The following is a 22096-nucleotide window of genomic DNA, read 5'->3' as shown; positions in this document are numbered from 1 at the left end:
TGCGACTTCGTAGTTCACAGTTCGTCTGCCGTTTGCCGATTTACGACAAAAAAAAACGGATCGCCCTTTTCAGAACGATCCGCTTCATATATAGTACAATGCTATTAATACAGCAATCTCACCTTAATAGTATCCTTCACCTCTTTCAACAACTGCATCGCTGTGTTCGATAACTTCTTATCGATGTCAAGCACCACATACCCTATTTCATCATTTGTTTTCAGGTACTGGCCCAGGATGTTGATCTTGGCGTTCGACAAGGTAGTGTTGATGGCTGAAAGCACCCCTGGCACGTTGCGGTGAATATGCAGAATGCGATGTACACCCTCTTGCAGCGGCAGGCTTAAGGTAGGCACGGTGTGCGAACCAATGCTGGTGCCATGCTCCAGGTACTGGTACAGTTTATTACTTACATCTTCCCCAATGTTTTCCTGCGCCTCTTCGGTAGAACCACCTATGTGCGGGGTCAGGATCACGTTGCTTAAACCCTGTAACGGGGTAGAGAATTTGTCGCCGTTCTTTTCAGGCTCCCAGGGATACACATCCACTGCGGCGCCGCTCAGTTGTTTTTCTTCCAACGCCCTGGCCAGTGCATCCAGTTCAACTACTTCGCCACGGGCATAGTTTATAAGAATAGAACCCTTTTTAAAGTTCTTGATCACGTTCTTGTTGATCATGTTTTTGGTAGCGGGCGTTTCGGGTACATGCAGCGTTATAATATCTGCCTGGCTTACCACTTCTTTCAGGGTTTTCTTGGCAATGGCATTACCCAGCGGCAGCTTGGTAATGGTATCGTAGAAGATAACATGCATCCCCATGGCTTCGGCCAGAATGCTTACCTGGGTGCCGATATTCCCATACCCGATTATCCCCAGGGTTTTGCCACGCATTTCATAACTACCCTTCGCTTCTTTCATCCATACGCCTTCATGGGCGGCTTTGTTCTTATCTACAATGCGTCTGATCAACAAAATTGACAGACCAATAACCAGCTCTGCTACCGAACGGGTGTTGGAATACGGCGCATTGAACACCGCAACACCCTGTTGTTTAGCATATTTTAGATCAACCTGATTAACACCAATACAAAAGCAACCGATAGCCTGAAGTTTCTTTGCAGCATCCAGTACACGCGGCGTGATCTGCGTTTTGGATCGGATACCCAGCAAATGCACGTCCTTCACTTCCTTAATCAGGTCTTCTTCACTTAATGCCCCCGTTACTTTTTTAACGGATGTGTAACCATTGTCTTTAAAGAATTTAACAGCCGTGTCAGAGATGTTCTCAAGTAGAAGAATGTTTATCTTTTCCTTGGGATAACTCGTAATTTGTTTGTCGGTCATAATGAATCCTACTGCTTTTACGTTATCTTAGTTAAAAGATTGCAAATATAGTTCATAGTTGCAGAAAGTTGGGCATAGAAATTGAGTTTCATGGCCCGTTACTGAACCCTTTTCTGTAACTTCGCGCATTAGTGAAAACCATAAATTAATAAGTCCTGGTGAAAAACATAGTTAGGTTGTTGCTAACCCTGGTGGTATTAGAGAGTTGTGCACGTGTCAATAATAAGAAGGTTACTTCCTCCCCTATGAATGAAGGTGATACTTCATCCCTTACTCATGCCACCCCGTTAACCCCCGAAGAACTGAGTAATTATAAGCGAATGGTCAGCAGCCATGTCGACTCAACCTTCAGTAAAACCAGGTTCAATGGCAGTGTGCTGGTGGCAAAAAACGGACACATCATTTATGAAATGTACACCGGCTTCGTAGATCCCCGCACCAGGAAAGATTCCATCACGCCTTCCACCCCATTCCATCTTGCCTCAGTATCAAAGACCTTTACCGGTATGGCCACCCTCAAACTGTGGCAGGACGGCAAGCTCAATATCGACGATCCCGTTTCAAAATACTTACCCGGCTTTCCTTTGGATGCCGTAACTGTGCGGCTGTTGCTGAACCATCGCAGTGGCATTCCCAAGTACGACCACTATATGGGCAGTATGGGTTGGGATAAACACAAAATGGTTTCCAACCAGGATGTACTCGATTTCCTCATCGCCAACTACAAGAAAATACCTATAGCGCCGGCCAACCATGGCTTCAGCTATTCCAATACCAACTTTGCCTTGCTGGCCCTCATCATTGAAAAAGTCAGCGGCATGACGTACCCCGAATACCTGAAAAAGACATTTTTCGAACCGTTGGGGATGAAAGACACTTATGTGTTCACCCTCGCCGATTCAGCGAAATATTTGCCCTCCTTTTATTACAGCGGAAAAGAATATAGGTTCGAATTCCTCGATGCGGTGTATGGCGACAAAAACGTATACAGCACCGTACGCGACCTGCTGAAATGGGACCAGGGCCTGAAAAATGAGTCGCTCTTTAAAAAGGCTACCCTCGACCAGGCTTATTCCGGTTACAGCTTTGAAAAACCGGGCACCCACAATTATGGCCTGGGCTGGCGGATGTACCTGTTGACTAATGGCAAAAAATTGATTTACCACAATGGCTGGTGGCATGGCAACCGCACCTCCTTCTATCGCATGCAGGATGAAGATGCTACCATTATAGCCCTTTGTAATAATGACTGCCGCTATGTATACAAGGTAAAAGAAATGGCCGATATTTTCGGCGATTACCTGCAAAACGGCAACCACTACGACGATGACGACCCCAGCCAGCCACAAGCGGCCGGAGTGGTTGAAAAGCCTGTAGTAAAACGCCGCTCACACGCCGTGGCCCATAAAAAGAGATCTTCCGGCCACCGTTCTGCAAAAAAGTAATTAAATTTCGGGATGCAAATTTTTGCTACCGAACAAATTAGAGCGTGGGATGAATACACCATCCGCCACGAACCCATTGCCTCCGTTGACCTGATGGAGCGTGCCGCAACGGCCTGTTACGACTGGTTACTGCAAAACAATTATAAAGGGAAAGCCTTTACCATCTTTTGCGGAAAAGGCAACAATGGCGGTGATGGCCTGGTGATTGCCCGCCTGCTGGCCCAAACCAACCACGCCGTAACCGTTAATATTCTGGAGTTTGGCCATAAGGGCACAGTAGATTTCCAGATCAACCTGGCCCGCCTGCACAACACCACCGCCACTATCCGGTTTGTTTCTTCAGAAGAAACGGTGCATCCCATTCCAACCGGTGACGTAGTAATCGATGCATTATTAGGCTCCGGCATCAACCGCCCTGCCGACGGACTCACCGCCCACCTTATACAACATATTAATAATAGCAATAATGAAGTGATCGCCATCGATATTCCCAGCGGGTTGTTTGTAGACCACAGCAGCCGCGGCAATATTGTAATAAAGGCGCGGTACACCCTTAGTTTTCAGTGTTTTAAACCAGCTTTCCTGATGCCGGAAAACGCGGCAGGTATTGGGGACGTGCATTTGTTGAACATTGGCCTCCTCCCCGGTTTCCTGGCCATCCAGGATTCCCCCTTTCAGTTGGTTGACCAGCAAATGGCGCAGCAACTTCTGCAACCGCGCAAACCATTTTCCCATAAAGGCGATTATGGCCATGCCGCCATCATTGCCGGCAGTTATGGGATGATGGGCGCTGCCGTTTTATGCGCCCGGGCCTGTTTACGCAGCGGAGTGGGCAAGCTCACCTGTCACGTTCCTGCAGTGGGTTACAACATTATGCAAACCTCGGTACCTGAAGGCATGTGCAAAACGGGTTCGCCCGGCGAAAACGACAATACCGGTCACGCCACGCAGGAAATGGACAAATACGACACTATTGGCATTGGCCCGGGGCTGGGGCCGAACCCTGCCAATGTCTCTCTTTTATATTCGGTTTTTGAGCAGAACCGCCGGCCCATGGTGATCGATGCGGATGGGTTGAACGCGATAGCACGGGAAAAAGCGCTGTTGAACAAGATCCCTTTAGGCTCCATACTAACGCCGCATCCCAAAGAATTTGAACGGTTGTTTGGAAAAACGGCCAACGATTACGACCGCATTCAGCTGGCCCTGCAAACGGCAACCGATAATAATTTATACATTGTATTAAAAGGCAGGTATTCTTTTATCGCCTCCCCCGATGGCAAGGGCTATTTTAACAGTACCGGCAACCCCGGGATGGCCAGCGGTGGCACCGGGGATGTGCTCACGGGCATGATAACCGGCCTGCTGGCGCAGCAATATTCCCCCCTGCACGCCGCTATTTTGGGGGTATTCCTGCATGGCCGTGCAGGCGATCTGGCCGCGGCCTATGCCTCCCAGCCCTCACTGATAGCCTCTGACCTGGTAGATTTTTTAGGGCAGGCCTATCAATCGTTATAAGAAAATCCAGATATTGCCGTTTTAAATCCAATCCCGACAGATTATGAAAACTTCCCCTTTTCTGATCAACCTTTTCATTTATGGGCCCTACGTCCTGTTATCGATCCTTTTCATCATCTTCTATTACCGCGCCATCAGCTTCTATGGCATTACAAAACTGAAGAAGTTTACGGTGGTGATGCTGGGCGCTTTTGTGGTGGCATTTGCCTTACGCTATTTCAAATTAAATTTTTTTGACTGGGTACCCATCCAGTTCCTTAAAATTGCCAGCTCTGATCGTGTAGCCGGCAATGCCCCCCTAACCAATGTGCTCATCCTGTTAATGATGTTCTTTTTTGTTATCGCCATTGCCAAAATACGAACAGAAAAAAACGCCCGTTTCCTGTCACTTACCTGGTTGCTCATTGGCTTGTTAAGCCTGGCTTTTGGCTGCTGGCTTACCTACCTGTATGCGCACCTGGAGGCGCCAGCTAATAAATCTGCCGGACCTTTACATATAAATATCGACTTTACCACTATCCGCAGCTTCTATTTAACGGAGATGATCTATCCTTTTTTGTGGGTGATGGTTTGTGCGTTGAGTCTTTGGAAGATCAAAAAAGAGAAAGGCAAATTGTTGTATACAAAGTGATGTTTGCTTAAAAATATTACTTTCGCCGCCAAATTAAACCCGTAATATGAAACTGGAAGATCAGTTAAGGCAAAGAAGCGGCAACCAATGTGAATTATGTAAATCAGGCGATTTATTAAAAATATACGAAGTAACGCCTCAGCCTCACAGCAACGTAGATGACACTATCCTGATCTGCGATACCTGCCGTGCACAGATCGAAAAAAAAGCGGAACTGGATAACAACCACTGGACTTTTTTATCAGAAACCATGTGGAGTGAAATACCAGGCATCCAGGTTGTTTCATGGCGGATGCTCAACAGGCTGAAAAAAGAAAGCTGGGCAATGGAGAACCTTGACATGATGTACCTCACCGATGAAATCCTGGCCTGGGCCAAAGCTACCGGCGACCATGATAACGACGACGCTGTTGAATTGCATAAAGACAGTAACGGCGCCCTGTTGCAAAACGGTGATACCGTAATCCTGACAAAATCACTCGATGTAAAAGGCTCTACCTTAAATGCGAAAATGGGCACAGTGGTAAAAAACATTCGCCTGGTAGAAGATAATACCGAACAAATTGAAGGTAAAATAGAGGGCCAGGTAATTGTGATACTTACCAAATATGTAAGAAAGCAGAACGCGTAATGTGATAATTTGCTAATGCTTGCCGACGAAGCCTTGGCGAAGGCGGGCGATAATTTGCTGATGAATGCAAAACAACTATCCATTCTGGCAACTTGATAACCCGGCCTGGTGGGCGCTTACCGGTGTTCAGCAACAGTTTGCCACCGGCGCCCAACCCATGAAACGCTATCAACGGGGCATTCTGCCATTTGCAGCCATAGAAACAGCAACCACCCCAAACCTGGTTGCCCTGCGCGGACTGCTTGAACCCGGTGAGATTTTTTATCTGATCGGCGAGCTGCCTCCATTGCCCCCGGGTATTCAGCTGTTAAAAGAATTGCCTTGCGCGCAAATGGTGCTGCAACAGCCAATCAAATTACCAGACAATGCCATTTCAATTACCCCGCTGAATGCATCGCATAGTGATGACATGCTCAACCTTATAAACAAAGTGCAGCCAGGATATTATGAAAAAGACACCTGGCGCCTGGGCAATTATGCCGGTATTTGGCAGCAGGATCAACTGGTGGCTATTGCCGGGGAGCGTATGCGGCTTGAACAGTTAACCGAAATAAGCGCCATTTGTACAGACCCGGCCTATACCGGTCGCCAATATGCACAATACCTGATAGCCCATTTATGCAACACCAACCTGCAAACAGGCAATACACCTTTTCTGCATGTGTTACATACAAACGAACGGGCCATCAGGTTATATGAATACCTGGGATTCACCACAAGAAGAACGATCAGCTTCTGGCAATTGGTGAGTAGTGAGTAGTCAGTAGTTACCAGCACATATTTAGTGAGGTTTTCGCCACGCAATTGTTTACCGGTAGTAACGCCTGCATTGTTTAAAATATCAATCACCGGCACCCCGGAATAGCTATGGTCTTTTCAATCGGTAAGCCAACTTAAAATCATCGAGGTTATTTGTGCTTGTTTGGAGACTTTGTTTTTTGGTGAGTTTGTTACAGGTTATAGGTTACAGGTTGCCGGTTACCGGTTTCCAGTTACCGGGGAAAACAAAGCCTGCAATTCCGGGGTTTTCTTGATGTCTGCCGTCTGCCGTCTGCCCCTTTGCCATTTGCCTACTGAATCCCGATAGCTATGGGGAGTCCACTGCCTTTAATTCCTTTAATGCAGCTTCAAAGTCTCTTCCTCAATAAACCGCCGGAACCTCTCCCGTAACGAAACATACCATTCAATGAGTTCCTTGGCTTCGTCAGAAAGCGAAGAGCCACCACCCTTTTCACCACCTGTGGCGGTAATTACCATAGGACTGCCAACGATCTCATTTAACCGGTTTACAATTTCCCAGGCTTTTTTATACGACATGCTCATTTTTTTGGCAGCCTGGTTTATGCTTCCTGTTTCTTCAATTAGTTGTAACAGCTCAACCGGGCCGGGACCAAAAAAGCGGGTTCCATTCCCTTCCAGCCACAAACTGCCGTTCACCCGGAATTCGCCATTTGTCAATATGTCCCTCATTAGTTTTTTCATGATGCAATAATAAATAATCTAATATAACTCAACGTAGCTAATTAAACCGCAAACATTTAAAAAAATAAAACAACCACACACCCCTAACCGTTATTATCAACATCCCAGGCACAGGCACAACCTGAGTTTGAATTTCAGTTAGGCAGTACTGTTACCAAAATTAAATGGATGCAGCAAACCAATACCGGTTTGATAACTGCCACCTAATTAAGCCTTACCGGTATCAACCCCAAAACAAATTAAGTGAAAAGCAAAGCAACCAAAGACGCCATATTCATTTTAACCAAATTTGATGAAAGCGGCATCAATGGACTCGTAAAAACTGATAAAGACCCGGAAAAGACCTCGTAAAGATCCCATTTGGTGATAAGGCCCCCCGCATGTATTGTTGATGAAGCAGAAACCAAACTGTATGTTGTTATCAAAGACAAATTCATTCAGGGGTACGATCTTAATGCAAATAAATAATAAGTTTCCATAATTTTTTAAAAGCTATCCCGCCAAAGGGGGCAGCTTTTTTTTTAACGCCCCTGTCTACCCAGTTATGAGCCCGGTAAACCGGTATTCATTAAAAAATAACCGATTTACTGGTTATTTACCTTAGAAATGCATTAACTTATAAGCTTAACCCGTTATACATACTTAAATCAATTTCCGTTTGATGGATAAAAGTATGCCAGTAGTAAATAACCGTCCTAACGATGTCATTTTAGTGTCGATTGAAAAAAAATCAGGTGTAATAAATGGCATTTGGCCAAAGGAAGCGAGGCTGCATGGAGTGGCAGGAAAGCAGTGTGTAGGTAAAAAGATCCAGTCCTTCCTGATGCCCGGCTCAAAAGCTGTGCTGAAAAATGCCATTTCAAAAAAGAATAAACAATCCCAGGCCATCATTCAGCTCGAATTCTGCACAAAAAAATTACCCGAGGCTATCTATGACTGCTCTATTTGGCAGGTACGCAAACAACCATTAGTGTTGATGATACATAAAAGCGTACAACATGCAGCAGTAAACGCGTCATCCTCCAAATCTCCGAAATCTCAGTCCCATATACCGGCCCCGGACGATCTTATTGAATGGGAACAGGCCGAAAGGCTGGTGAAGGCAGCCGAACATAAATTCAAGCGCATTCTTGAAAAAATGACCACGCCTATTGCGGTATATGAAGTACACGAGCCCAAACGGTTTGTGTTCATTAATTGCAAATTCACCGAATGGTTTGGTTACACCATCGAAGATATTCCGAATATTGAACACTGGCGGCAGCAGGCCTATCGCGATGAAGTCTATTTCCGTAGCCTTCAAAAGAGTTGGCAGAAAGAGCTGAAACAGGTATATAATGGAGAGAAACACGAATCCCGTCCCTTTGAGGCAACCGTGTATTGCAAGGATGGAAGTAAGAAGGAGTTGGAAATGTCATTTACAACAGATGAGAATCTTGTTTTTATAACGTTCAATAATGTAACCGAAAGGAACAGTTTCTTAAGGGCCCTGCATGAGAATGAAAAGAAATTCAGGAATATTTCCGAACAATTGCCCATACCTATTTGTGTATTTAGTGAGCAAGGCGAAACCCGTTTCCTGAATAATGCTTTTATCGATACATTTGGTTATACCAAAGAAGATATTCCAACCCGGAAGGAATGGCTGAGCAAGGCCTACCCGGATGAAAATTATCGCAACATGGTGCTTGCCTCCCGGGAACTGCATGCCCGACAACCCCAATTGAAAGCCAGAACAACCTTAATCTGTCAGTTTGAAGTAACCTGTAAGGATGGCTCAAAAAAACACATTGAATTCTCCGCATCCTCAGGCGATAAAAACCTATACGTGGTAGCCAATGATATTACCGGTAAGGTAAAAGCCGAACAGGACCTGAAAGAATCGCACCGGCAATTACGGGAACTCTCCTCCTACCTCGAAAACATCAGGGAGGAAGAACGGAAACATATTTCCCGCGAAATACACGACGAACTGGGTCAGCAACTGACCCTGATAAAGCTCGATCTGATGCAAATGAGCAAAAAGCTGAACCCCGAAGAAAAGGAGATGATAGAAAAAATGAAACAGGTAGATCAGTTGCTGGCGGAAACGATGAAGTCGGTTCGGAAAATAGCCACCCAGCTACGTCCCAGCATCCTCGATAACCTGGGGCTGGTGAGCGCGCTGGAATGGCAAAGCCGCGAGTTTGAAAAGAACTTCGGCATCCACTGTGTTTTTGAAAGTCTGCTGTACGAGCCACAATTTACTACCAAGCAATCCAATGCGCTGTTCCGGATTTACCAGGAGGCGTTGACCAATATTGCCCGGCACGCCGGCGCTACCCGGGTAGATGCTGTGCTGTCGCAGGAAGAAAACAGGATTGTGCTGGAAATTCGCGACAACGGCAAAGGGTTTAACCCGAAAGAGATGGCCCACAAAAAAACACTTGGCCTGAAGGGCATGCAGGAACGGGCATTGATGATAGATGGCGACTTTCAGATTGAAAGCACCCCCGGCCAGGGAACCTATATCCTGATATCCATTCCCATACTAATCACAAACCAGGAAATAAGCCAACCGTGACAAAATTTTTAATTGCCGATGATCATAGCCTTATCCGCAAAGGCCTGAGCACCCTCTTACGGGAAGAATTTCCCGGCTCCGAAGTAAGCGAAGTAACCGATTCTTCTGCCCTGCTGCAGGAAGCTGTTGCCGAAAAATGGGACCTGATTATTTCAGATATTTCCATGCCTGGCCGCAACATCCTGGAAACCCTGAAGCAACTGAAAAAGGTGTTGCCCAATACCCCCGTGTTGATCCTGAGCGTGCATCCTGAGGACCAGTATGTGGTACGGGCCCTGAAAGCGGGCGCTTCCGGTTATCTGAATAAAGAAAGCCATCCCGATGAACTGCTGAAAGCCGTGCGTCAACTGTTGCAGGGCAAAAAATATGTAAGCGCCGAAGGAGCCGAAAAGTTAGCGGCCTCGTTTGGCGACGATCCCAACCAGCTACCGCACGAAAAACTATCAGAACGGGAATTTGATGTGCTGAAACGACTGGCCTCCGGGAAAACGGTTTCCGAAATCGCCACCTCCCTTTCCTTAAGCGTAAACACCATAAGCACCTACCGGTCGCGAATACTTGAAAAGATGAGTATGCAGAACAATGCGGAACTTACATTGTATGCTATTGAAAATAAATTAATATAAAATTGAACTCCAGGTCCTATGCCGCAGGCCACAAGCTGCAAGCTATAAGTCATAAGCAATACATCTCTGCACGGCATTCAGCCTGGAGTCTTTAGTTTTCTTACTGCCATGTGCCTTTCCCGCTGCCGCGACGGCCTGAAGCTTGGAGCTTACAGCTTGCAGCTGCCCTTGTAGTACAAACTACCACAAACAGTAATTGTCATCCTTACACAAAAACGACAATTGACCCTATTTACGGGCATGCTGTTTCGATGTACCTTTGCATTCCAAACAAACAAACGGCAATGGATGAGCAATTCTCTCTGTATCCTCATAATAGATGATTCTGCCTTATTCATTCATCGTGTTCAACAACTGCTTTTAGAACGCTACAATGAGGTCTCCATAGCGGTAGCCGGCTGCTATGAAGATGGCATAACGATGTTCGCCCGAAAAACGCCACACGTTGTATTCCTTGATATTAACCTGCCAGACAGGAGTGGGATTGATTTGCTGGTAAAGATCAGGGGCAGCAACAAGCATGTAAAGATCGCCATGCTTACTAATAACGACCCTGGGGAATATTTCGAAACATGCATGCGCCTTGGAGCTGATTATTATGTAGAGAAGTCTATGGGGTACGACTCCATTACAGGCATAACAGATGAGGCCCTTGAAAGCCTTGTAAAAACAAAGTAAAACTAGCTATGAACCTGAGTGACGGATCGTCACCGAATGCGCTGCCCACCGGCGGCACGGAATCGGTGTACTATGCAATCATTGATCAAGACGGCCGGATCCTTTCTATGAATGCGGCCATGAACAAAGAGTTTGGACCTGGAACCCCTAAGCAACTGGATCAATTTCAATCCCTGCTTTCAGAAACCGACCGGGAAATTTTCGATACCCTACTGGTAAACAACGACCCAACTTTACAAACCTTACCCATTAATCTGTACACCTATTCCGGCCCTAACCGTACACTTACTTTTAAATGGTCATTTTTCCACCTGGTTTCCGGGAAAGATGAAAATGGCTATATACTTTGCGCGGGTCACATGAGCGAAAAGGCGTTGCAAGCTGAGAGCGTGAACGCCATCTCTGGTATGTTATTTAAGATGCTGGAGCATGAGCGGTTGGTAATTGGACAAGAGCTACATGATAACGTGAACCAACTGCTATGTTCTGCCAAACTACACCTGGACCTTGTTCAGGTGTATAAGGCAGACAATCAAAAAGCAAAGGAACTGACCATTGAATTATTGAAAGAAGCAATAGAAGAGATCAAGAAGCTGTCGCGTGGAATGGTGTTACAAAAACTGCAAAAAGATACCCTATTGGAAAGTGTAAAAGCTTTCATTGAAGACATCAAAAAAATCCACAAAATAAATATCCTGTTCGGAATCCATCACTTTAATGAAGACCTGATCTCCGATTACAAGAAGGTCAATATTTACCGTATCCTCCAGGAACAATTCAGAAACATAATAGAGCACAGCAGAGCAAGAACGGTGGTTATGACCCTCGAAACCGATGACCGGCATGTAGAGTTGATAATTGACGACGATGGCATTGGTTTCGAGCCTGACCACCAGGTGGATGGCATTGGGTTAATCAACATCAGAGAGCGCACCCGCAACCTGCATGGTCAATGTGAGATCATTACCTCGCCAGGTAAAGGCTGCAGATTACACATCAGCATTCCTATATGAAAACCAATACATGTACATACTGTTCAAAATAATTGAGCGTTGTACCTTCTCAAAAGCTTCTGATTCCTGTTCAGAAGCTTTTGTTTTTACGCTGAACGCTCAATGCTGAACGCACTACTATTTAATCAATAGACAATTGGCAATAGAGTCCGCACTTTGAGCATTCCCTATTGCCAATTTCTTAATAATTTTTTTTGACTATTGTCTATTGCTTTTTGTCTGTTGATTTCGCATCCCGCGTATTCTTTTGCACGGCAATAGCGCCAAACAAAGCCAGTAAAAATGAGAAACCATAATACCCTTTTTCGCTGGGAAGGATGGTGGCATTCCATAAACCAATCGATAATAATACAATGGCCAGAATGGTGCAGAACCAGCTTAAGCCATAATAGATGTCAGTAACGGGAATACCCTCCAGTCTGTCACGAACGCTTTTTTGAACAGAAACAACTGCAAAAAGACCGAACATTAAAACCGTAAAATAATATCCCTTTTCATTCAGTTGCATTTCAGCGCGCCACAAGCCTATTAAAAAGCCAAGCATACCGGCGCCAAGGGCAATCCACGACGCCCCAATAAAGGCGTTTGAGGGTTTTTGATTCATGGGTTGTTTTTAAGGTTAAATCATAAAAACCGAAAGGTAAAAATAGCAAAATAATGATAGAATCAAAACCCATAAAATATTCTTAAATTTATTTCCATATCCCATCCGTACACTGCACCGGAATCAGTTTTCATAAGCCATTCAACCCGCTCACTAACATGAATCAATTAAAATCGATCATAACGGTTGCGCTCATAGCCGCCACATTGGTGCCGGCATGCAGGGAACAACAAAAGCCTTTGCTTACAAAAGAGATTAATTCCATAAATCTGAAAACAGGCAATGTGGTCTTATGTGGTCCTGATGATAAAGGTGTGGGTAAAGTATCGTTTATTATTTCCGGTGACGACAGCACTATCAATCAATTCAATTTCGGCATCGCCCTGCTGCCCTAAAACGGCCATTTCAAAAACAGAATGATGTTACTCGTTGAGCTTGCGGCTCACCGCGCTGATGAGTTTTAATTTATCTTAATGATAGCTTTACGGTTCAAAATTCATTTTCCGAATCAAAGTTTCCCAGATCACCACCTTACCTGGAACTGGTTACGGAATACCCATACAACAAACGCAGCAGGAACATACAAACAAAAATGGTAAGAGACCAAAAGAGCAATTTGCGGAACGATTTTTTAAAGATCATGGTCATATAAGGGCAGGTTTTAAAAAATTTAGAGGGCTGATATTTCCTGTTTCAATAAAGCAAAATCCTCATCTTCCGTTACTTTACTTAAACTATAGGCAGCGTGCGCATGGCTAAATACCCGTTTACACTCCGCGAGTATGGCCAGGCATTTTTCCTTATCCCCTAACTTCAACGCTACCTTTGCCCGGGCTATATAGGGTTGATCGCACCCATTTCTCCCAAGTTCCTGCGCTATCAGCAATTTCTCTTCGGCCTGCTGTAAGATGGCGGGTGATTCAAAATCATATACCAGCCGTGCATATTCAATCAGGAACTCACCCCAATAAATATTGACAGTAAAGTCTTCCTCGGGTTTATACACCTTTAAGAAGATGTTTTGTCCTTTTTCAAACAAAGCCAATACGGTGGCTTTGTCGTTCCTGGTATAATAAATGGCGGCCATGGCCATTAATGCATTGGTGGCATATACGGTATACGTCCATGCCGCCGGGTTAATATCCTGCGCCATGGTGAAGTATTTCACCGCCAGTTCGTAATGATCCAATGCTTCGGCTGTACTACCTGTTTTACCCAACGCGCCGGCAGTTTTTGCAAAAGCATGGCCCAGGTCATTCAGTTTTTCGGGATCATCCGATCCAAAATTGGTTAACCGTTTTAATAAGTCTGTCAACTGTTGTATTACATCCTGCAGATGGAGCGGCGTTTCAGGGCCATAATTTTCAATAATTCTTTTCAGTTCGGTCACCCAATCCAGGTAAATAAGCGGGTCCTTTTCAGCCCTTCTATGCAACACGGTATTTTGCTTTTCCAGAAAAACGCCATACCAGTATTTGTTTTCGGGGAAAGGCATTCTTAAGATATCAGTGCACCTGTAAATAAGGGTCAGTTGATTTCCACCCTCGTAATGTAATACTCCCTGTTCAAAGTTCTCCAACGCTACTGCAAAGTCTTTATCCCGGTATTGATTACCGGTCTTTATTTTATCCAGTAAGATCCCAACCAAGTGATTGTTCAGCCAACTTGAATTGGGTTCCATTTTTAAGGCTGTCTGTATTTCCTGTTCGGCCTTTTCCAGGAACATCATTTTCTCTTCCGGGTTATCTTTCAGGTCGGCCCACGATTCGTAACAGTAAGCCCTTTGCTGATTATTGGTGTGGGATGGATTTATTTTATCAGCTTTGTCTATCAGTTCCAACAGATAGGCTAAAAAAGAATCCGGTCCTTCCGATGTCGTTACTTTATCGCACATGTAATCATAATGCCACACAGCGTAAATGTCTAGGTAGGCATCAGCCAGTTCCTTTTTATAACGTTGCCGGTCATCGGCAGCAAGGCTTTCTACCAACTCGTCCAACTTTCCATCATCCCGGCCATTTGCAATTTCCAGTAATTGCTCTTCTAACACTTCTTTTTCCATGATGCCTTTTTTAAAACTGCTAAATACAATAAAACTTGTTACCCGGCAAGCGCCGTGACTAATTTTAAATAAATGCCCAATTACCCTTAGTAGCAAGAATAGAACAATTGAGTAATTTTAAACATTTATGACAGCAACCAACCCTTTCCCTATAAAAAAATACGAAGAAACAAAACAGGAAATGATAGTCGCCCGCAGGGCCATTGAAAAAGAAAAAGCCCAATGGTTAACTAAGCGGAATGCATTGAAGCAGGAACGGGCAACAGAACTGGATAAACAATTTAAAAGAGCCTTTGAACGGCTGGACAGTTATGCTGCAAGAATGAACTTAACTGAATCGCAGGAATTACTGAAAACGATCCGGCAGCTCGTTGAACAGGGCGCTTCTGCCAGTTTGTTGGACGACTCTGAATTAGGCCCCTTCAACCTGGCCGATCTGATAAAAGGAATACCCGACTTAACCGACAGCCCTGCCCTTGAGCTGACAAAAGAAATTGTTCGGTTAACCATTATTGCCGGCGCCAACCTGAATACGCAAAAAGCGTATATAGGCAATGGTGGCGCCATTAGCCTGGAGTGGATCGTCCTGTACCTGGCCGCTGGTGTTGAAACCGGTATCTGGCTTAAAAACCAGGAGCAATACGACACCTGTTATACCCTCTTCAGCTGGATCATCGATAGCTTTCCCCGGATACCGGAAGAATATTCCTTCCATCCATTCAGTATTTACCTCAATTGTTTAATTTATTTAACCGCACATGCTGAAATACAGGAAAAGCTCATCCTCGCTATGATCTCTTATGGGTTTTCACCAATCTACAGGGACGATTACTATCAAAATGTATCATTTTTCAGCCGCCTGGCCACAATACAGATTAACTGGTTATTCCTGCTGTTTCCTTATGAAGAAGAAGCGACAAAACAGTATATAAACGCCCTGCGGCCGAATATAACAAAAGAAGTTGCCACTAAACTCATCAATGCTTTTACCAGCAACAATAAAACCCGCAAGCATTTTAAAACATTCTTTTCCCGGCGCGCGCACTGGCTCCTGCGTCACATCGTTGAATCGGCCCCGGAGGTTATTTTCGACCTGGTAAAAAGAAACGAGCTGGATATGCTGACGCCCTTCCTGAAAAATTTCAAACCCGCCTTACAGGCCCTTAGAAACGAAAAGGGAAACACCCTGTTACACCAGGCTGTGTTGAGCCGGGGTTTGGTTGAAAACACCATTCAATTACTGCGAAACAGCGGTCTTTCTTTACAAATAATGAACAAAGATGGCCTGACGCCTTTGTCGCTGGCGATGAAAAACAACAAAACAGCATTGGTGAAACTGCTGCAATAAACATCAACATGTAAATACATGATACCAGAACAATAAAATCACAAACAATTGATTATTAACAATAAAATAATTCCCCTGATTCTTATTTTTGGATTTCATTTGCGCAAATCGTAACTATGTGCATACATAACAGCTTATAATGAATTTTCAAACGATTGCCCTTTCTTTTAGCCTCCTGACTGGTAGCGCGGTTTATAGTCAACAACAGGCAAACCTCTTTAAAATGGCCGATTCCGTACAGGTGATGGCCGAACAATTGATCAAAAAAGGTTTTAACGCCGGCGATGGCTATGGCGAGGTTTGGATCAGGGACTTTAACACCTTTATGGATGTGGCCTGCAAAGTGAACGATAAGGCCCGCATCCGGAAAAGCCTGCTCACCTTTATCCAGTTTCAACAGCCGGATGGCGCTATCCTGGATGGCTATATTCCAAAACCTAAAAGCACCAACATTCCTTACAATTATTACTATACCCCGCTGGCCCCGGAATACGCCGGTCATAAGAATACCGTGGAAACCGACCAGGAAACTTCGCTGGTGCAGGCAATTGCCAGGTACATTCGCAATACCGGCGATCAGTCTATTCTTACAGACACGATAAACTCCGTTTCCATTCAACAGCACCTGGAGCAGGCGCTGCAATTCTTAATGGCCAAACGGTACAATGCCACCTATGGATTGCTCTGGGGCGCCACCACAGCCGACTGGGGCGATGTACAACCCGAACATGACTGGGGTGTTGAAATGAATGCCGACACGCATCAGGCGATTGACATTTACGACAACGCCATGTTTGTGATCGCGCTGAACGATTACCTCGGCATGGCCAGTTTGTCCCCAACGCAACGGCGGTACTGGACAAAAACCAGAGAGGATTTTAAAAAGAATATCCGAAAACATTTGTGGGATGCTGCTCATCAAAAATACCGGCCACATATATACCTGGGCAGTTCGCCCTTTCCGCCATCGTTCAACGAATCGGAAGTGTATTATCACGGCGGCACTACCGTTGCCATCGAAGCCGGGTTATTAAGTAAAAGCGAAGTGGAACAGGCCTACCGCAATATGCAGGAAAACGTAAAACAGGCGCATGCCGCCACCATTGGGCTTACGCTTTACCCGGTTTACCCGGCCGGCTCCTTTAAAAATACCGGCATGGGCCCCTACTCCTACCAAAACGGAGGCGACTGGACCTGGTTTGGCGGCAGAATGATAACCCAATTACTCCGGTATAACTTACAGAACGAAGCCAGGGAGGCACTTACGCCCATGCTGGAGCGCGTTTTAGCCAATAAAGGGTTTTACGAATGGTACACACCCGCCAATGAGCCCAAAGGTTCCTCCGGTTTTAAAGGCGAAGCAGGGGTTTTATGGACCGCCATCCAATTACTGAAAGAAAAGTCAAAACCGGAAAATAAAAATCAGGCCCGTCCGTTATAAACCTCCTAATTTCCCCTATACCAGGACGATGAAAAAACAATCGGAGCTCAAAAATGAGGTTGTCGCCACGTATGCTTTTTTAGAAGATATGTACGACGATGTTTATTTCCCTAATCACCTCGTTGACCAGTGCAAGGATATTTTAGTTGAATTGTGTTTTGAAATAGAACGCACCCACCCCAAAGATCTGGATGCCCTGTATGTGTTGACCCACGCAGCTACCGACAAATTCAATAACCTGCAGGATGCTTTTTATGAAGCCGACAGCGAGATCGAAACAGGCGCCCGGGAGTGCATAGCGCTAAACTTTGCATTTATTGCTGCTTCCTACGGCTTTGAAGATGCCGACATGGAGGAGCTGATAGGAACCAGGGATTGGTAAACAATTTCCTTTCAGGTATGTTTGTATTTCATAAAAATACAAGCAATGGACCTTCAGCTACATAACAAAACAGCCTTTATAAGCGGCTCTACAGCCGGTATTGGACTCGCTATTGCCGAAGCACTGTTAAAAGAAAATGCCACCGTTATCATAAACGGACGTAAACAAAGCCAGGTGGAAGAAGTGGTAAAAACACTTCAACAGTTTTATCCAAATGGCAAAGTTTCCGGACTGGCCGCCGACTTTGGTAAAAAAGAAGAAGTAGATGCCCTGATAAAACAGTTACCCCCTATTGACATTCTGATCAACAACGTGGGCACCTTTGAGCCCAAACCTTTTGCCGAGATCCCCGACGAAGACTGGTACCAGCTTTTTGAAGTGAACGTAATGAGCGGCGTACGATTGTCACGCCATGTATTTCCGAAATTACTAAAACAGAACTGGGGCCGCATTATTTTTATTTCCAGCGAATCAGCCGTTTTCATCCCCGATGAAATGATCCACTATGGCATGACGAAAACCGCTCAGCTAGCCATTGCCCGCGGACTGGCCGAGTTGACAAAAGGCACACATGTAACGGTAAACAGTGTATTACCCGGACCAACCAAATCGAGAGGTGTGGGTGATTTTGTAAACAGCCTGGCAACGCAGGAGAACGTAAGTTTCGACGAAATGCAAACCAGGTTCTTCCATGACTTCAGGCCCACCTCTCTGTTGCAACGGTTTGCAACACCGGAGGAAGTAGCTAACATGGTGGCCTATGTATCCAGCCCGTTGTCTTCCGCTACCAATGGTGCGGCGCTTCGGGTAGAAGGAGGTTTGATAAAATCTATTTTATAAAAAAAAGCCGGCAGCAAGTTATTTGCTGCCGGCCTTTCTATAATCATTTTCGCTTTCCCGTTTCAATACCAATAAATTCAAAGTAGCCGTCTTTCAATTGATAAAGAATATTCTTCTTTGTTACCTGGTCTTTATCGTTGACAACAGGAATATAAATGATGTTCAGTTTATCGTCGTAGGTAATTAACTCTAATGGGCGCTCAGGCCTGTCGACAACGCTAAAAAAGTCGTACGACACATCAATGGAATTCAACTTTTTTGTTTTGGTCCTGAACAACCTTACGGTATCCATTAATTTATTGCCCTCGATACTATAGCAGGTAATAGATTGCCTGGAATCTTTCGATGAATAAGTGCCATCCGTAACAGCCAGATAAAAGGGTTTAATACCTATGCTTACAGTAAATATCTTAGAGCAAAAATAACCGGGATCGGTTTCTTCAAATTTCGGAATACTGGTAAAAACTTTACCATTCGCTTTCCATTGATATATGACTTTATAAAAATGCATTGTTCCACCAGTCTCGGAATCCCAACTGTAGATCCTGAAATTCCCATCATCAGAAGTATGTACAAAACTAAAGATGCTGTCAGAAAGCTTTTTAAAAGGGTAATTCAACGTGGCAGGATTATTTTTAATGAAGCTCGTAAATTCATTTTCGAACTTTTCGGAATATACATCTGCGCTGTCATGATTTTCCATTTTTGAGTAAAGCCTTGCAAGTCTATCCTCTTTGGCGGAAAAATTTACGTTTTGTGCAATAGACTTTTTATTGGTCAAAAGAAAAATCACTAAGGATAAATAGATCAATTTCTGAATACGCATTATATAAATTTCTTACACTTTATTAAAAAAGGGTGAAGTATCAAATCGCTCTGCCTGCTCAATCCATTGCTCAGGAATACTATCAGAACCAGCAGATAACACAACAATGCTTCCGATGATGGCAGCGGTATCCCGGTCGCCCAGGCCGCTGATGCCGGTGCGAATGGCATCAGGATAGGAACCAGTATTATGGGCAGCACACCATAAAGCAAAAGGCACCGTATCGGGTGCAGTTAATTGGGTGCCATTGCCCAATATAGATACGATCGTTCTGATATCATAATCAGCAGGAAGCGATTTGGCTTTTTGAATTTTAGCCTTCACCTCACTCGCAGGCATATGTTCAATAATAAAATCGTAGAAAGTATTGGCAGCTAAATATTCTTTATTCAATCTACACCGGGCACTAACACTGGCAGCCAACGCTACCGCAATGCCACCGGCGATTCCCTCCACATGCGCATGGGTAATTTCCGCCGCCAGTTTTGCCTGCGTAATTAATTCTTCTACGTTATCATAAAAATAAGCCCCGATTGGTCCGGAACGCATAGCCGCACCATTACCTACCGATCCCATGCCTTCAAAAACCCCGCTGCTTGCTTCCATCCAATAGGTCCCTCCGGCAATATCTCGTAAGATCCGTTGTGCCGTTCCCCCATAACCGCGATAGTTATCCAGGACATAATTACCGGCAAACTCTTTGGCCAGCTCATCTTGATCGATGGCGCCAAACTTTGATAATATATTATACACCCCAATACCCATTACTGTATCGTCGGTAAAAAACCATTGACCTTCCTGCAATTCCCCGCTCTTTAACCGGGCTGTAATCGTTTCTTCAGGTCCAAAGTATGTTTCGCCCAACGCATCGCCTACTGATAATCCCAGCAGTGATATTTTTGCCAGATCCAATCTATTAATCGTTTGATTATCCATTATCCAAAATTACCCTTTCCATATTGTATTTCATAATACGTAGTAGGAAGTCTTAAAGCAATCTTAACAGGCGATTTGTTACCTTCAGCCCCATTTTAACCTGCTTATGCCGCCACCCGATCTGCAACATATACCCGACAGCGAACTTTGGCAGATGATCATCGATGGCCATGTAGCTGCCTATTCCGAGTTATATGAACGGTACTGGGAATTACTTTTTGAAACCGCTTACTGGCATTTACCCGATAAGGCTGCCGCCAAAGATATAGTACAGGAAGTGTTCGTGTATTGCTGGCAGAAAAGGGAACAGATCCGGATCAACGAATCTGTTGCCGCCTACTTTCGCGCTGCGGTACGCTTCAAAGTACTCAACTACCTGAAATCGGAAGACGCCCGCGAAAAATACCAGCAACTGGCAGGCCGTGAGTTGCCGGCCCTTACATATAACACAAACGATCATATGGCCATGGCCGATCTGCAGGCCAGCTATCGCCGCGAACTGGATCGCCTGCCTGATAAAATGCGCGCCGTTTTTATCGATAGCCGCGATCACGGTTTATCCATAGAAGAGATTGCACTGAAGCACGCCATTTCTCCCCAAACAGTTAAAAACCAGTTGTCGGCCGCCCTCAAAAAACTCCGCGAAGGGCTGGGTAATTTTTTTATGGAATAAATTTCCCCGCCGCATAGTACTTCACCATTTTGAGAATTGTCTTATAAACAGTAGCACATATGAACAAGCCGGAACAGTCAATCATCACCTCGTTGCTCGAAAAGCATGCCCTCGGCATTTGTACGCCGGAAGAAATGGTGTTGCTGGAGCAATGGTATGCGGCCTTTCCTGAGCAGGGCAAGGTGTGGAACAGTGCCGAAGAAAAAGCAGCGATGAAAGACTCGTTGAAAGCTGACATCTTCAATGCCATAGCACCCGCAAAAGTGACGGCTTTTACCGAAGTGCCTGCGAAACCATCGCGCAGCAGGTGGTGGCAAGCCGCCGCAGCAGTGTTGATATTGATGGGTTCTTATTTAGTATATAATAAATACACTAATAAAAAGGAACCGGAAACTATTGTAGTGTCGGCCGCTGCAGGCAAAGGCATTCTGCAATATGAACTGCCCGACCACTCTTTTATCTGGCTGGAACCGGGCACTACGGTTCGTTACCGGAAACATTTTGTTAATGAAACCCGGGAAATAGAACTGGCAGACGGGATGGCTTTTTTTTCTGTAACCAAAGATCGGCAGCACCCCTTCCTGGTAAAAACACGCCCCGGGGTACAGACCAGCGTGCTGGGCACCGAGTTTACCGTAAAAGCCTACGCGCAATCGGCAAACGTGCAGGTAATGGTGAAGTCCGGCATTGTACAGGTAGCTGATGGCACCCGCATCCTGGATACGCTCAAAGCCAGTCAACAGCTCAGCTACCAGCTAAAGGAACATACATGCACCCGTATGGAGGGGCTCCAGGAAGACTGGCGCTCAGGTGACATTGCTTTACTACAGGCGCCATTTACCGAGGTGGCCCGCATCCTGGAAAAGCGTTACGGGTTACAGGTAGTATACAATGCGAAGGAAGCGGAAGCATATAGCTTCACCCTTCACCTGGGCAAACAAGCCACCGCTTCCGACATGCTGGAAATGCTGAAAGACATAAGCGGGCTGCAATACGAGCTCAACAATAACAAGGTGACCATTCATAAATAAATAACCATCATTTATTTCACACA

Annotated in this window: 22 protein-coding genes; 16 read left to right on the top strand and 6 right to left on the bottom strand. The window is 45.2% G+C overall.

Going from position 1 to position 22096, the window contains the following annotated elements; genetic code table 11:
- Positions 1-104 precede the first annotated feature (104 nt).
- Positions 105-1343: a phosphoglycerate dehydrogenase gene (gene serA / locus NIAKO_RS08910; RefSeq protein WP_014218088.1), complete on the bottom strand. Its 1239-nt coding sequence runs from the start codon at positions 1341-1343 to the stop codon at positions 105-107.
- Positions 1344-1501: 158 nt separating this feature from the next.
- On the opposite strand from serA, the gene NIAKO_RS08905 reads away from it, so the two are divergent.
- The 5 genes from NIAKO_RS08905 (at position 1502) to NIAKO_RS08885 (ending at position 6328) form a co-directional block, all read left to right on the top strand.
- Complete coding sequence (locus tag NIAKO_RS08905) at positions 1502-2788, top strand: serine hydrolase domain-containing protein (protein WP_014218087.1); 1287 nt, start codon at positions 1502-1504, stop codon at positions 2786-2788.
- A gap of 12 nt (positions 2789-2800) precedes the next feature.
- A complete protein-coding gene (locus tag NIAKO_RS08900; protein WP_014218086.1) occupies positions 2801-4306 on the top strand; it encodes a bifunctional ADP-dependent NAD(P)H-hydrate dehydratase/NAD(P)H-hydrate epimerase in 1506 nt (501 codons plus the stop codon).
- A gap of 43 nt (positions 4307-4349) precedes the next feature.
- Positions 4350-4937, top strand: coding sequence for a hypothetical protein (locus NIAKO_RS08895; protein WP_014218085.1), 588 nt, complete (start codon positions 4350-4352; stop codon positions 4935-4937).
- 46 nt (positions 4938-4983) lie between these two features.
- Complete coding sequence (locus NIAKO_RS08890; protein WP_014218084.1) at positions 4984-5568, top strand: PhnA domain-containing protein; 585 nt, start codon at positions 4984-4986, stop codon at positions 5566-5568.
- 64 nt (positions 5569-5632) lie between these two features.
- Positions 5633-6328, top strand: coding sequence for a GNAT family N-acetyltransferase (locus NIAKO_RS08885; protein ID WP_014218083.1), 696 nt, complete (start codon positions 5633-5635; stop codon positions 6326-6328).
- A gap of 356 nt (positions 6329-6684) precedes the next feature.
- Here the strand turns inward: NIAKO_RS08885 and NIAKO_RS08880 are convergent, their stop codons facing one another.
- Positions 6685-7050 carry a winged helix-turn-helix domain-containing protein gene (locus NIAKO_RS08880; protein ID WP_049815486.1) on the bottom strand — a complete coding sequence of 122 codons (366 nt, stop codon included), beginning with the start codon at positions 7048-7050 and terminating at the stop codon, positions 6685-6687.
- Between the two features lie 661 nt (positions 7051-7711).
- Here NIAKO_RS08880 and NIAKO_RS08875 point away from each other — a divergent pair.
- The 4 genes from NIAKO_RS08875 to NIAKO_RS08860 all read left to right on the top strand — a co-directional run bounded on the left by NIAKO_RS08875 (position 7712) and on the right by NIAKO_RS08860 (position 11930).
- Positions 7712-9613: a PAS domain-containing sensor histidine kinase gene (locus NIAKO_RS08875; protein ID WP_014218081.1), complete on the top strand. Its 1902-nt coding sequence runs from the start codon at positions 7712-7714 to the stop codon at positions 9611-9613.
- A complete protein-coding gene (locus NIAKO_RS08870; RefSeq protein ID WP_014218080.1) occupies positions 9610-10239 on the top strand; it encodes a response regulator in 630 nt (209 codons plus the stop codon). Before NIAKO_RS08875 ends, NIAKO_RS08870 begins: the two co-directional genes overlap by 4 nt.
- Before the next feature lie 288 nt (positions 10240-10527).
- Positions 10528-10917: a response regulator gene (locus NIAKO_RS08865; RefSeq protein WP_014218079.1), complete on the top strand. Its 390-nt coding sequence runs from the start codon at positions 10528-10530 to the stop codon at positions 10915-10917.
- 8 nt (positions 10918-10925) lie between these two features.
- The gene (locus NIAKO_RS08860) at positions 10926-11930 is read left to right on the top strand and encodes a sensor histidine kinase (RefSeq protein ID WP_014218078.1); all 1005 of its coding nucleotides are present in this window, start codon (positions 10926-10928) and stop codon (positions 11928-11930) included.
- 205 nt (positions 11931-12135) lie between these two features.
- Here NIAKO_RS08860 and yiaA read toward each other — a convergent pair whose 3' ends face one another.
- Positions 12136-12534, bottom strand: a complete 399-nt coding sequence (yiaA, locus tag NIAKO_RS08855) for an inner membrane protein YiaA (protein WP_014218077.1) — start codon at positions 12532-12534, stop codon at positions 12136-12138.
- Between the two features lie 158 nt (positions 12535-12692).
- Between yiaA and NIAKO_RS08850 the strand changes: the two genes are divergently transcribed.
- On the top strand, positions 12693-12929 hold the full coding sequence (locus tag NIAKO_RS08850) for a hypothetical protein (RefSeq protein WP_014218076.1): 237 nt from the start codon (positions 12693-12695) through the stop codon (positions 12927-12929).
- Positions 12930-13204: 275 nt separating this feature from the next.
- Here the strand turns inward: NIAKO_RS08850 and NIAKO_RS08845 are convergent, their stop codons facing one another.
- Positions 13205-14596 carry a hypothetical protein gene (locus tag NIAKO_RS08845; protein ID WP_014218074.1) on the bottom strand — a complete coding sequence of 464 codons (1392 nt, stop codon included), beginning with the start codon at positions 14594-14596 and terminating at the stop codon, positions 13205-13207.
- A 127-nt stretch (positions 14597-14723) separates the two neighbouring features.
- Between NIAKO_RS08845 and NIAKO_RS08840 the strand changes: the two genes are divergently transcribed.
- From NIAKO_RS08840 to NIAKO_RS08825, 4 genes are all read left to right on the top strand, one after another.
- Complete coding sequence (locus tag NIAKO_RS08840; protein WP_014218073.1) at positions 14724-15944, top strand: ankyrin repeat domain-containing protein; 1221 nt, start codon at positions 14724-14726, stop codon at positions 15942-15944.
- Positions 15945-16083: 139 nt separating this feature from the next.
- Positions 16084-17385 (top strand): GH36-type glycosyl hydrolase domain-containing protein, encoded by a 1302-nt coding sequence (locus tag NIAKO_RS08835; protein WP_014218072.1) that lies wholly within the window; start codon positions 16084-16086, stop codon positions 17383-17385.
- 28 nt (positions 17386-17413) lie between these two features.
- A complete protein-coding gene (locus tag NIAKO_RS08830; RefSeq protein ID WP_014218071.1) occupies positions 17414-17767 on the top strand; it encodes a DUF5713 family protein in 354 nt (117 codons plus the stop codon).
- Between the two features lie 45 nt (positions 17768-17812).
- A complete protein-coding gene (locus NIAKO_RS08825; RefSeq protein WP_014218070.1) occupies positions 17813-18607 on the top strand; it encodes an SDR family NAD(P)-dependent oxidoreductase in 795 nt (264 codons plus the stop codon).
- A 43-nt stretch (positions 18608-18650) separates the two neighbouring features.
- Here the strand turns inward: NIAKO_RS08825 and NIAKO_RS08820 are convergent, their stop codons facing one another.
- Both NIAKO_RS08820 and NIAKO_RS08815 read right to left on the bottom strand, forming a co-directional pair.
- Positions 18651-19310: a hypothetical protein gene (locus tag NIAKO_RS08820; RefSeq protein WP_133055330.1), complete on the bottom strand. Its 660-nt coding sequence runs from the start codon at positions 19308-19310 to the stop codon at positions 18651-18653.
- Positions 19311-19445: 135 nt separating this feature from the next.
- A complete protein-coding gene (locus tag NIAKO_RS08815; protein ID WP_014218068.1) occupies positions 19446-20369 on the bottom strand; it encodes an ADP-ribosylglycohydrolase family protein in 924 nt (307 codons plus the stop codon).
- A 106-nt stretch (positions 20370-20475) separates the two neighbouring features.
- Here NIAKO_RS08815 and NIAKO_RS08810 point away from each other — a divergent pair, with 106 nt between their 5' ends.
- Positions 20476-21042 carry an RNA polymerase sigma factor gene (locus NIAKO_RS08810; RefSeq protein WP_014218067.1) on the top strand — a complete coding sequence of 189 codons (567 nt, stop codon included), beginning with the start codon at positions 20476-20478 and terminating at the stop codon, positions 21040-21042.
- A 59-nt stretch (positions 21043-21101) separates the two neighbouring features.
- Positions 21102-22073, top strand: a complete 972-nt coding sequence (locus NIAKO_RS08805; protein WP_014218066.1) for a FecR family protein — start codon at positions 21102-21104, stop codon at positions 22071-22073.
- Positions 22074-22096: the final 23 nt, after the last annotated feature.

The sequence above is a fragment of the Niastella koreensis GR20-10 genome (assembly GCF_000246855.1).
GTDB lineage: Bacteria > Bacteroidota > Bacteroidia > Chitinophagales > Chitinophagaceae > Niastella > Niastella koreensis.
Note: the sequence above shows the minus strand (reverse complement) of the source record. Positions and strands in the feature narration are given on the sequence as shown.